Raw genomic sequence first — 9920 nt, 5'->3', positions numbered from 1 at the left:
TTATCCCCGCCCTTTTGGCTCAAGGGAATTGTTGGGCTTCGCTTCGCTCAACCCAACCTACGCCATCACTCGGAGGAGGCACAGCCAGGCACAGCCTGGCGCAGCCGCCTACACCCGCGGATCGTCCGCCTCGGCCGACTGCAACAGCACCGCCCGCCGGGCCCGGCCAAAGGGGATGCCCGCCCGGTCGAACTCGGCCTTGATGCTCTTGTAGCACTCCACCTTGGTGCGAAAGGCCTTGACGTTGGGCACCCAGCAGCGGCCCGAGATCTCCACCCCGCTGTCGCCGAATCTGAGCACCCAAAAGCGCGGCGGCGGCTTGGGCAGCACGTGCTCGTGCTCGGTCATGATCCGAAGCATGATCTCCTCGGCCTTGCCCAGGTCGGCCTGGTAGCTCACGGTCACGTCCAAGTCCACCCTGAGGTTGGGGGTGAAGTGGAAGTTGACCACCGTGCCGCCCAATATCCTAGCGTTGGGGATGAACACGGTGCGTCCCTTGAAGGTCTTCAGGCGGGTGTGGAACAGGTTGGTGGCCTCCACCTTGCCAAAGAGCCCCTCTATCTGCACGGTATTGCCCTCCTTGAAGGGCAGGTTGGGCAACAGGGGCTTGAGCAAAAAGGCCAGCACCACCAAAGTGATGACCACGGCCAACATGAGCCGCACCACCAGGCGGGGGTCCAGGCCCATCAGGCGCAGGCAATAAGTGAGGGTCACGGCGATCAGCAGCGCGGCCACCACCACGCCCGCCATGGTGGCGGAGCGCGGCGTCATGCCCAGGCGGGGCAACTGGGCCTTGCACAGCCAGAAGGCCAGCCGGGCCGCCACCAGGCCCACCAGTAGAACCGCCAGGTCCTTCAGGACCAGGGGGCCGTAGGTTATGCTGAAATCGCTGAACTCCTTCAGTTGCGCCTCAATGCCCATATCGCCTCCTCGCCGGGATCAACTAGGCTATTTTGAACCGACCGGGCTCCAGATTAAAGGCTTTAATGCGCCATCTCTTGACAAGCCCCCCCGCCTCTGAACAAATTGGGGACAGGGAGGCGGCGCTGGGCCGCCGGCCCTACGTCCATATGAAGCGCAACGATTTTTCCCAAGGAAGCAATATCGTGGAAAGAACCCTGATTCTCATCAAACCCGACGCCATGGCCCGCGGCCTGGCCGGCACCGTGCTGTCTCGCTTCGAGGCCAAGGGCCTGAAGATCGCGGGCGTCAAGATGATCCAGCTGGACGAGGCCCTGCTCAAGGCCCACTACAGCCATTTGGCCGACAAGCCCTTTTTCCCCACCATCTGCGAGTTCATGAGCCGCACCCCGGTCATCGCCCTGTGCCTGGAAGGCCTGGAGGCGGTGGAGGTGTGCCGCAGCCTGTGCGGGGTCACCAACTCCCGCAAGGCCGCGCCGGGCACCATTCGCGGCGATCTGGGCATGAGCATGCAGGCCAACCTGGTGCACGCCAGCGACTCGGTGGAGACCGCCAAGGCGGAGGTGGCCCGTTTCTTCAAGGACGAAGAGTTGTTCGGCTATGAGCAGCCGGTGATCAACTTCCTCTACGCCTCCGACGAGCGCGGCTAACCCATGCCCCCCGACGCCCCCGCCCACCTGAGCGAAGAACAGATCATCAGCCTGGTGGCTTACCTGGCCGGCGGGGCGGGGGGCGATCTGGCCGTGGGCATCGGCGACGACTGCGCCGTTTTGGGCGGCGACCAGACCGGCCTGGTGGTCACCACCGACCTGTTGGTGCAGGGCTCCCACTTCGATCTGGAGCTGATGAGCCCGGCCGACGTGGGGCACCGCTCCATGGCCGCCAACCTCTCGGACCTGGCGGCCATGGGCGCGCGCCCGGCCTACGGCTTTTTGTCCCTGGGCATGCCGGCCCGCCCCACGGCCGCTTTCGTCTCCGAACTGGTGGGCTCCATGGTGGCCCAGGGGCGGGCCCACGGGCTCAAGCTGGCCGGGGGCGACACGGTCAAGGCGCCCCAGGTGGTGATCAACCTGTGCCTGCTGGGGGCCATGGGCAACCTGGCCCCGGTGCTGCGCTCCGGCGGCCGGTTGGGCGACGCGGTGTGCGTCACCGGGCTCCTGGGGGGCAGCGGGGCGGGTCTGGCCTGGCTGCAGGCGGGCCGCGACCCCGCCGAGGCGGCCGCCGCCGAGGCGGTGGCCGCCCATTGCCGCCCGACGCCCAGGGTGGCGGCCGGGCGGGCCCTGGCCGAATCGGGCCGGGTGCACGCCATGATGGATTTGAGCGACGGCCTGGCCGCCGACCTGCCCCGCCTGGCCCGGGCCTCGGGCCTGGGGGCGGCGGTGGAGGCCGAGGCGGTGCCCATAAGCCCGGCCGCCCTGGCCGTGGCCCCGGCCCTGGGGGGCGACGCCCTGGGTTGGGCCCTGGGGGGCGGCGAAGACTTCGAGCTGCTGTTCACCTGCGACCCCGGCGAGGTGCCCCTGCTGGCCCAAGTGGTGGCCGAGGCCGCCGAAGGCCTGACCGTTACCCAGGTGGGCCGCCTGACCCAGGGGCCGGGGGTCACGCTTATAAAACAAGGAGAGGAGGAGCCCATCACTTATAAGGGCTTTGACCATTTTCAGGAGCCGGCGCCATGAAGCGTCTGTTGTGTTTGATCGCCATGTTGGCCCTGACGGCCGCCTGGGGCGCGGCGTACGCGGCCGAGCAAGAGTCCGCCCCCGCCACCACCGGCGCATCCGCGCCCGCCGCCGCCCAGGCCCCCGCCCCCAAGGCCCCCAACCAGCCTCCGACCTATTTTGTTCCCACCCTGCCCGCCGAGCTGAGCCTCTGCGGCACCCGGGTGCCCCTGGAGCGGCGGATGGTGGCCGAACAACTGGAGCGGGAGCTGATAATCGTGGTGCACGACCCGGCCCAGGTCATCATGTGGCTGAAAAGGGCGTGGCGCTATTTCCCCTATATCGAAGGCCGCCTGAAAGCCAAGGGCATGCCGCAGGACATCAAGTACCTGGCCGTGGCCGAGAGCAGCCTCATACACTACATCCGCTCCCCCGCCGGCGCGGTGGGGCCCTGGCAGTTCATGGCCGCCACCGGCCGCAAGTACGGACTGCGCATCAACCGCTGGTACGACGACCGGCGCAACGTGGCCCTGGCCACCCAGGCGGCCTTGTCCTATCTGTCGGACCTGCACCAGGAGTTCGACTCGTGGCCCCTGGCCATGGCTGCCTACAACTGCGGAGAGAACCGGGTGGCCCGCGAGATAAAAGAGCAGGCCACCAAGGACTACTTCGACCTGTCCCTGCCCCGGGAGACCCAGCGCTACATCTACCGCATCCTGGCCGCCAAGCTGGTCATCAGCGATCCCCAGTCCTACGGCTACGTGCTGCCGCCCGAGGCCCGCTGGGAGCCCATGGCCGGTCAAAGCGTCACCCTGACCCTCAAGAAACCCGTGCATCTGACCGTGGTGGCCCAGGCGGCGGGTACCAGCTACCGCATGTTGCGTGAGCTAAACCCCGAGCTGCGCCGCCGCTATCTGCCCAAGGGCCGGGTGACCGTCGTGGTGCCGCCGGGCCATGGCCAGGACCTGGCCGCCCGCCTGCAAAAGATGCAGCCCGCGACCTCGCCGCAAAACGAGGTCTACGTGGTGCGCCGGGGCGACAGCCTGGGCGCCATCGCCCGCCGCCACGGGGTGAGTCTCAACGAGATAAAGGATGCCAACGATCTGGAAGGCGATTGCGTCATCGTGCCGGGCCAGCGCCTGAACATCCCGGAAAAATAAAAAAAGACGGCGAAGGGTATATAGGCCCTTCGCCGTCCAGACATTTCCCCCCACCGGGCCGCGGCCATGGCGGCTCCTTCCCGACGGGGCAGGCGCGGAGGGGGCCCCCCCGATTGACGCCCCCGTAATTGCCTCGGCGGCGGGGCGGCCCCGTAAAGCGGGCCCCAGTCGCCGCCGAGTCGTTTCACGATACGATACGACGCGAAGGAAGTCAACCTTGCAAGCAGGGGATTAATTGATCCAGCCGATTGATAAAACCGGCGACCCCGGCGATGCGGGGAAAATCCTGGGCTCCCCGGGGGGCCATGATCCAGGTGGCCAGACCGGCCCCGGTGGCGGACCTGGCTCCCATAGGCGCGTCCTCCACGGCCAGGGCCTGGTCGGCCCTGAGGCCGCTGATTTTGAGCGCCAGCAGGTAGGGCTCCGGGTCGGGCTTGCCCCGGCGGATGTCCTCCACGGTGACCACCGCGTTCACCATTTCCCTGAGCCCCTGGTGGGCCAAGAAGCCCTCGGCCACCGAGCGCAGGGTGCTGGTGACCACCGCGGTGAACACCCCCCGTTGGGAGGCCGCGGCCAGCAGGCGGCGGCCGCCGGGCATCACCGTGGCCTGGTCCGTGTAGGCCGCGTCCACCAGCTTGTAGTAGCGCTCCACCAGCTCCTGAACCGGGATGTCCAGGCCGTTGTGCTCCTTGAGGGCGCCCATGATGTCAAAGGGGGTGCGCCCGGCCCAGCGGTGGTGGCCGCCGCCCATGCGCTCCAGGCCCAACTCCTTGAGAAAGCGGTCGGTGGCCGCGGTCATCACCGGCATGCTGTCGGCCAGGGTGCCGTCCAGATCCAAAAACAGGCCTTGCGCTGGGTGTTGCGGCAAAATATTTCTCCCAAGCTTCAAGAGGGAGCATGGCAGGCTAACTGCCTTGCATGTATATCTTAATTTAAACTTTACCCTTTCGGGAGACCCATGGCCAATGTTCATGCAAAAGCAATAGACCCTTCCTTGACTTTAAAGGTGGCCAAAGCTAAGATAACCGCAATATAATGGGCTAGGTGTATCAATGCATTACTATATCTTGGGATTGTTGGCCGTCTTAGCTTCCACCCCCGCTCTGGCCGCCGATCTGGGCGGCAATACCGGCACCGACGTATGGCAAATGGTATGGTCCGCCGGGCCGGTGGTGCAGGGCGTTCTATTTATTCTAATCACATTCTCGGTGGTTAGCTGGGGACTCATCCTTTCCAAGCTCCGCTCGTTGCGCGAAGCCAAGCGCCAAAACCGCGAGTTCGAAAACCTGTTTTGGAACGCGGGCAGCCTTTCGGCGGCCCAGGCCCAGACCAAGCACCTGACCACCAGCCCCCTGGCGGGCCTGTTCGCGGTGGCCTACGGCGAGTTGGCCAAGGTGATGCGTATGCGCCGGGGCGAGCCCGGCCTGCCCGTGGGGGTGATGCCCAACCTCAAGCGGGCCCTGGACCGGGCCCAGGCGGCGGAGAGCACCCGCCTGGGCAAGGCCGTGACCTTCCTGGCCACCACCGCCAATACCGCCCCTTTCATCGGCCTGTTCGGCACGGTGTGGGGCATCATGGACGCCTTCCGGGGCATCGGGGCCACCGGCGCGGCCAACCTGGCCACCGTGGCTCCGGGCATCGCCGAGGCCCTGGTGGCCACGGCCACCGGCCTGTTCGCGGCCATCCCGGCGGTGGTGTTCTACAACCACTTCGGGCGGCGCCTGGTGGTGCTGGAAGCGGAGATGGACTCCTTCAGCCAGGACTTCTTGAACCTGGTGGAGCGCGATCTCATGCAGCGCCACGGGCCGGCGGTGGAAGCCGTGCGCCCCTCGGAGTTGCAGGGCGGCGGGAATTAGAGCTATGGCCGGCGTGGGCAACAAGGGCCGTTTCATGGGGGAGATCAACGTGGTCCCCCTGGTGGACGTGGTCCTGGTGCTTTTGATCATCTTCATGGTGGCCGCCCCCATGATGGTCCAGGGCCTGGACGTGAAACTGCCGGCCACCGACAGCGCCGCCCTCAAGACCACCGACGAGATGCTGGTGCTCACCGTGACCCAAAAGGGCGAGGTGTATCTGGACGAGTTCCAGGTGGGCCTGGACGACCTGGCGGAGAAGCTCAAGAACATCACCGCGCGCAAACCGGGCACCAAGGTCTACCTCAAGGCCGACAAGGACGTGCCCTACGGGGTGGTGGTGCAGGTCTTGGCCGAGGCCAAAAAGGCCGGGGTGGACAACCTGGGCATGGTTACCGAACCCCAGCGGGTTCCCCCGCCGGAGAAGAAGAAAAAGTCTTGAACTCCGCGACCCTGAAACGCTTCAACTTTTGGGACGACGAACAGGTGGCCTGGGCCATCGGGGTCAGCCTGGGCCTGCATCTGCTGCTCATCTTGGTGCTGGCCTTCTGGCCCGGCTGGCATGTAAGCCGTCCCAAGTCCTTCGCCCCGGTCTACAACGTGGCCCTGGTGAGCCCGGCGGTTTTGGCCCGCCCGGCCCCGGCCCCGGCGCCGCCCGCGCCCAAGGCCGCGCCCAAGCCGGCTCCCAAGCCCGCGCCTCCCAAGCCGGTCCCGGCCAAGCCGGCCCCGCCGGTGAAGGCCAAGCCGGAGCCTCAGAAGGAGGCGGTGGCGCTAAAGAAGGACAGCCCCAAGCGTATCAAGCCCAAGCCGGCGGCCAAGCAGCCCGACCCCGACAGGCTGTTGGCCAGCCGCCTGAAGAAGATGGAAAAAGAGGTGGCCGCCGAGCGCCGGGACGAGCAGAAGCTGACCAGCGCCCTGAGCCGTCTGGAGAGCAAGGTGGCCACCCGCCAGGCCGCCTCCGGGGCCTTTGCCGCCGGCAACGCCTCGGCCGACACCAGCAGCCTGCGCTTCCAGGTGTATTACACCGAGATATGGGAGCGGGTGCGCCGCCAGTGGGTGCTGCCCGAGGCCCTGGTCAAAAGCGCCGCCCATTTGGAGGCGGTGGTGGTGGCCCGCATCCGGCGCGACGGCGCCCTGGCCAAGGTGTGGCTGGAAAAGAGCTCGGGCAACAGCCGCCTGGACGCCAGCGCCCTGCGCGCGGTGGAAAAGGCCGCCCCCTTCCCCCCCCTGCCCAGCGTGGTCAGGGGACGCGAACACGAAATAGGGCTGCGCTTCCGGCCCGAGGACCTTAACGGCTAAAATTCAGCGGAGAAATAATGCGCCGACTACTCGCCGCCCTTACCTTGAGCCTTATAATCCTGGGGATGGCCCTGCCGGCCGGCGCCCGGGTGTACATCGACATCACCCAGCCCTTCAGCAAAAAGCTGCCCCTGGCCCTGGCGCCTTTCCAGCCCCTGCCCGGCGGGGGCACCGACCCCGTCGGCGCCGAGGGCACCCGGATGCTAGAACGCTACCTGAGCTACACCGGCCTGTTCGACTTCATGGACCCCAAGAGCTTCTTGGGGGCGCCGGGCCTGGAAAAGGTGGACTACCGCCGCTGGTCGCGCATCGGGGCCGAGCTGCTCACCACCGGCGGCTACAAGCTGGAAAACGGCGTGCTGACCCTGGAGCTGAGGTTTTTTGACATCACCGAGGGCAAGCTCCTGGTGGGCCGGCGCTACGACGGGCGCACCTCGGACCTGGGGGCCATGCTGGCCCGTTTCTGCGACGAGGTGATCAAGGCGCTCACCGGCGAGCGCTCCATCTATTCCACCATGATCGCCTTCGTGGGGGCCAGGGAGCGGATCAAGGAGATCTACCTGATGCGCTTCGACGGCTCCGGGGTGCGCAACCTGAGCCAAAAGGGCGACATCAGCCTGTATCCCGCCTGGAGCCCGGACGGCTCGCTGGTGGCCTACAGCTCCTACATCAAGCGCCGCCCGGCCATCCTGGTGCACGCCCTGTCCGGCGGCACCGGCAAGGTCATCATCAACAAGCCGGGGGTGAACCTGACCCCCGACTTCAGGCCCAAGCACCAGGGGCAGCTGGCCGCGGCCCTGTCCTACACCGGCCAGAACAACATCTTCCTGGTGGACGTGGCCGGCAAGGTGCTCAAGCGGCTCACCGACGGCTGGGGCATAGAGGTGGCCCCCTCCTTCAGCCCCGACGGACGGCGCATGGCCTACGTCAGCGACCGGGGAGGCAACCCCCAGATCTACGTGTTGGATCTGGACACCGGCACCAACCGGCGCATCACCTTCGGCCAGAAGTACTGCGCCGCGCCCTGCTGGAGCCCCCGGGGGGACCGCATCGCCTACCAGGCCCAGAACAACGGCGACTTCCAGGTGGCCACCATCCGGCCCGACGGCAGCGAAAACAAGATCCTCACCTCCGGTCTGGGCGGTGGCGAAGACCCCACCTTTTCCCCGGACGGGCGGCTCATCGCCTACGCCAGCCGCCGGACCGGACGCTATCAGATCTATTTGATGACCGCGGGGGGAGAATACATAACCCGGCTCACCAATTTGCCTGGAGAACAGACCGACCCCGCTTGGTCTCCCCGTGGAATCATGGTTAAATGAGACATACAACCCTTTTTGCGGGAGGCTTGACGTGAAAAAATACGTGGTTTGGCTGGCTTTGGCGGTACTTTTGGCCGGTTTGGCGGCGCCCCTGGGCTGCGGCAAGGACACGGTGCCCGGCCCCGACTCCACCATGACCGAGCAGGAGAAGGCCCGATTGGAGGCGGAGCGCGAACGCCGCCTGCGCGAACAGCGCCTCAAGGAGGCCCAGCTCAAGGAAGAACAGGCCCGGGGGTCCGAGGCCAAGATGAAGGAGGTGTTCGTCAACACCGACGTGCACTTCAACTACGACCGCTACGACCTGAGCGCCGAGGCCAAGCAGATCCTCAACGAGAAGGCGGCCTACATGCAGCAGCATCCCTCGATCCAGGTGATCATCGAGGGCAACTGCGACGACCGAGGCTCCAACGCCTACAACATGGCCCTGGGCGAGAAGCGGGCCAAGGCGGTGGAGGCCTACATGGTGGCCATGGGCATCAGCCCCAGTCGGATGGAAACCGTGAGCTACGGCGAGGAGCGGCCCCTGATGATGGGCCAAACCGAGGAGGCCTACGCGGCCAACCGCCGGGTCCATTTTGTCATAAAGTAAAGGACTAGCTGTCCGGGCGGGCGAACCGCTGTCTGGGAGGAATAAATGAAGGCAAAAGCGCTGGCCCCCTTCATGCTCGTGTTGTTGATGATTGCCGCCGTGGGCGCGGGCTGCGCCACGGTGGAGCCGGATCAGTTCGCGGCCCTGCAATCGCAAGTGACCCGCCAGCAACGCCAGATTACCCAGTTGGAAGAAAAAGCCAGTGTCCTGGAGAAACAGGTCTCCCAAGGCCGCCAGCCCCAGGCCGAGCTTACGGCCGAGGTGGCCGCCCTGCGCCAGGACCTGATGCGCCTGTCGGGCCGGGTGGAAGAAAGCGAGCACTCGCTGGGCCAGGCCATCAATCAGCGCAGCAGCCAGGAGGCCCAGGAGGCCAAGCAGAGCGTGGCCAAGTCCCAGGCCGCGACCGATAAGCGCCTGGCGCGCCTGGAGGCCTATCTGGGGTTGTCGGCCGACGGCGCCGCCGCTAAAGCCGCCGCCCCCGCGGCCAAGGCCCCGGCCGCCAAGCCCGCCGAGCAGCCGCCGGCCGCGCCCAAGCCTCAGGACATCTACGACCTGGGCATCCGGCTGTACAAACAAAAGTCCTACGGCCCGGCCCGGGACCGCTTTGCCGAGTACATCAAGAAGTACCCCAAGAGCTCGCTGGCCGACAACGCCCAGTATTGGATCGGCGAGTGCTTCTATGCGGAGAAAAAGTACGAAGAGGCGATCCTGGCCTACAACCAGATGATCAAGCACTACCCCAAGAGCTCCAAGGTGCCCGCCGCCCTGCTCAAGCAGGGGCTCTCCTTCCGGGCCCTGGGGGACAAGCGCACCGCCAAGATCGTCTTGAGCAAGTTGGTCAAGGACTACCCCAAGACGTCTCAAGCCGATCTGGCCCAAAAGATACTCAAGAAGCTCTAGTACCCGCAGCCTTCCGTTGTCTCGACTCCCCGCCCGGCCTCCGGGCGGGGAGTTTTTTTATAGGCCGGCCGAGAGAGCTAGCCCGCATATCTCATGAGGGCTGGGTGGCGTTAAATAACGAGCCTCTATTCGTGGGGCTGTTTTGAAAAAAGTGCCCGCATTATCAAGGCACGGATTGTATCCCGGCCTGGCACAGCCAGACGCGCGGCCTTCATGAAATATGC

At 66.1% G+C, this 9920-nt stretch carries 11 protein-coding genes; 9 read left to right on the top strand and 2 right to left on the bottom strand.

Features of this window, described 5'->3' with window-relative positions; all coding sequences use genetic code 11:
- Nucleotides 1–108: 108 nt before the first annotated feature.
- A complete protein-coding gene (locus AACH32_RS01975; protein ID WP_338604933.1) occupies nucleotides 109–921 on the bottom strand; it encodes a mechanosensitive ion channel family protein in 813 nt (270 codons plus the stop codon).
- Between the two features lie 182 nt (nucleotides 922–1103).
- Between AACH32_RS01975 and ndk the strand changes: the two genes are divergently transcribed.
- The 3 genes from ndk to AACH32_RS01960 are packed head-to-tail and all read left to right on the top strand — an operon-like array spanning nucleotide 1104 to nucleotide 3733.
- Nucleotides 1104–1571 carry a nucleoside-diphosphate kinase gene (gene ndk / locus AACH32_RS01970; protein WP_350341551.1) on the top strand — a complete coding sequence of 156 codons (468 nt, stop codon included), beginning with the start codon at nucleotides 1104–1106 and terminating at the stop codon, nucleotides 1569–1571.
- A gap of 3 nt (nucleotides 1572–1574) precedes the next feature.
- Nucleotides 1575–2594: a thiamine-phosphate kinase gene (thiL, locus tag AACH32_RS01965; protein ID WP_338604928.1), complete on the top strand. Its 1020-nt coding sequence runs from the start codon at nucleotides 1575–1577 to the stop codon at nucleotides 2592–2594.
- On the top strand, nucleotides 2591–3733 hold the full coding sequence (locus tag AACH32_RS01960; protein ID WP_338604926.1) for a lytic transglycosylase domain-containing protein: 1143 nt from the start codon (nucleotides 2591–2593) through the stop codon (nucleotides 3731–3733). Before thiL ends, AACH32_RS01960 begins: the two co-directional genes overlap by 4 nt.
- 211 nt (nucleotides 3734–3944) lie before the next feature.
- On the opposite strand, the gene AACH32_RS01955 is transcribed toward AACH32_RS01960, so the two are convergent.
- Nucleotides 3945–4601: an HAD family hydrolase gene (locus AACH32_RS01955; RefSeq protein WP_338604923.1), complete on the bottom strand. Its 657-nt coding sequence runs from the start codon at nucleotides 4599–4601 to the stop codon at nucleotides 3945–3947.
- Between the two features lie 184 nt (nucleotides 4602–4785).
- On the opposite strand from AACH32_RS01955, the gene tolQ reads away from it, so the two are divergent.
- The 6 genes from tolQ to ybgF are packed head-to-tail and all read left to right on the top strand — an operon-like array spanning nucleotide 4786 to nucleotide 9696.
- Nucleotides 4786–5589 carry a protein TolQ gene (gene tolQ, locus AACH32_RS01950; protein WP_338604921.1) on the top strand — a complete coding sequence of 268 codons (804 nt, stop codon included), beginning with the start codon at nucleotides 4786–4788 and terminating at the stop codon, nucleotides 5587–5589.
- Between the two features lie 4 nt (nucleotides 5590–5593).
- Nucleotides 5594–6028: an ExbD/TolR family protein gene (locus tag AACH32_RS01945; protein WP_338604918.1), complete on the top strand. Its 435-nt coding sequence runs from the start codon at nucleotides 5594–5596 to the stop codon at nucleotides 6026–6028.
- Nucleotides 6025–6885, top strand: coding sequence for a cell envelope integrity protein TolA (locus AACH32_RS01940; protein ID WP_338604916.1), 861 nt, complete (start codon nucleotides 6025–6027; stop codon nucleotides 6883–6885). The genes AACH32_RS01945 and AACH32_RS01940 overlap by 4 nt, the downstream gene beginning before the upstream one ends.
- A gap of 17 nt (nucleotides 6886–6902) precedes the next feature.
- Nucleotides 6903–8207 (top strand): hypothetical protein, encoded by a 1305-nt coding sequence (locus AACH32_RS01935; RefSeq protein WP_338604914.1) that lies wholly within the window; start codon nucleotides 6903–6905, stop codon nucleotides 8205–8207.
- Between the two features lie 31 nt (nucleotides 8208–8238).
- Nucleotides 8239–8796: a peptidoglycan-associated lipoprotein Pal gene (pal, locus tag AACH32_RS01930; RefSeq protein WP_338604912.1), complete on the top strand. Its 558-nt coding sequence runs from the start codon at nucleotides 8239–8241 to the stop codon at nucleotides 8794–8796.
- A gap of 45 nt (nucleotides 8797–8841) precedes the next feature.
- Nucleotides 8842–9696: a tol-pal system protein YbgF gene (gene ybgF / locus AACH32_RS01925; RefSeq protein ID WP_338604909.1), complete on the top strand. Its 855-nt coding sequence runs from the start codon at nucleotides 8842–8844 to the stop codon at nucleotides 9694–9696.
- The last annotated feature ends 224 nt before the right edge of the window (nucleotides 9697–9920 follow it).

The sequence above is a fragment of the Desulfoferula mesophila genome (assembly GCF_037076455.1).
GTDB lineage: Bacteria > Desulfobacterota > Desulfarculia > Desulfarculales > Desulfarculaceae > Desulfoferula > Desulfoferula mesophila.
This window is presented reverse-complemented; position numbering and strand designations above follow the sequence as displayed.